The organism is Acetobacter cerevisiae, from assembly GCF_001580535.1.
Lineage (GTDB): Bacteria > Pseudomonadota > Alphaproteobacteria > Acetobacterales > Acetobacteraceae > Acetobacter > Acetobacter cerevisiae.
In genome coordinates, this window is sequence record NZ_LHZA01000036.1 from 1 (window position 1) to 1,475 (window position 1,475).

The window sequence follows — 1,475 nt, forward strand, 5'->3', positions numbered from 1 at the left end:
ATAGCGAATTTCCAAAAGGGCTCTAATATAGTCGTCGTTCCCATGCCATCTTTGATGTGAATTCCATCATGATCCAGCCTTATTCTTTCTCCGGCATCCCCTGAAATAGAAACTGATTTAAATTTAGGATTAGAGTTGATTATAGAAAAAGAAGAAATTTCATCATTTAATATTCCATATTTTTTATTTAAATCTTCAGTAAATTTTTTTTCGTTCCAATAAACATATGTTGAACTTAAAACCCCAATGATACCAAAAGCATAGGCAAGTCTTATTTGCGCCTTTACCTTCTTCGGTAGATCGTCATTCATTCCACCAATATCCTCTTAACGCGCAACAAGCGCAGTTCATAAAATCTTTTATACCCTAATGAGACTTGGTGGGGTTGGGGAGTCAGGGTTCGCTCAGGGGAGAATCTTTGACGCGAACCTGGGGGCTAACCTAATCAGCCATGCTAAACTGATAGCGCATTAGACGACTTTGCCCCACAAAAAGGGCGTAAGATGGATGCCCTAGCTGGAGTTTGCTCTCGCGGCACATTTTAAGTGTTGTTTCATTTAAGTGGGGGTTTCCGCTTGAAACTATTTGACAGTTTTCATTGCGGCCGTCTTTGTTGAGTAATGCACGGACAAACACGATAAATGTAGTGCCCTTCTTCATCTCAGGATAGATGGTGCTATTGGTAAACTGTATTTTCCCATAATATTTATACTTATTTATTTTATTTCTGTACCACAAAAGAACAATAGTTAGGGATAATGAAAACATATTATTCATCTTTTTCTTGATTCTATGGTGTTGTTTAATGGGGGCAGGGTGGGCTAGCATAGGGAAATCACTTTGCGCCCTTTATCTTCATGAGCGTGCTTTAAGGACAGCTAATTCTCTTGTGAGGGCGTCATTTTTGGCATACTCTTCCTCAAGAAGTATTTTGAATTCAGAACCCTTTGTGAAGTTGTTGTCTGCGGTTGCTTTATAGAGGCTCAGCTGCCAGCTTGTAGTTCTCTGCCTGAATTCTGTAGTTTTTTGCCGCTGCTTGGTCGTTATCTCTACTCATTTTGAGTGGTTTTATTCTTTTTTCGTAAGCGGTCTGCATCTGTATTACAGCAGATTCGAGATCTCGTGACGCTTTGGCGCCGGCAATCTGGCTCTTAAGGTTTCTGATCAGGCCAGCGATTGCCTGCCCCTCCAATGCGGATGCGTAAATGTCGCTCATACTCTCAAATTCCTTCGTTCAGAACATCCAGCCGAGTCCGGGTTGGACAAAGCATTTTATGTGTAAAATGCGAATGGCATGACAAGCCCGCATCGGCATAGGAGCGTCAAAAACTTACTGCCCCCATCACCTCCACAAACTCAGTCGTAAACCTCGGCAAAAGCATTTCCTGCCGAGGCTTCAAAGCGCCCTCAACTCTCGTGCTGAGTGGCTTGATGGGCTTCCCGGCCCACGCACTAGAGCGTTTTCCTCTCAATCT

At 42.8% G+C, this 1,475-nt stretch carries 2 protein-coding genes; both read right to left on the reverse strand.

The annotated features are described in order from the left end of the window. Positions 1 to 311, reverse strand: a 311-nt coding sequence (locus AD928_RS00220; RefSeq protein ID WP_156470006.1) for a hypothetical protein, incomplete at its 3' end; no start/stop codon positions are given. Positions 312 to 973: 662 nt separating this feature from the next. Next, a complete protein-coding gene (locus tag AD928_RS00230; protein WP_062247337.1) occupies positions 974 to 1,216 on the reverse strand; it encodes a hypothetical protein in 243 nt (80 codons plus the stop codon). Positions 1,217 to 1,475: the final 259 nt, after the last annotated feature.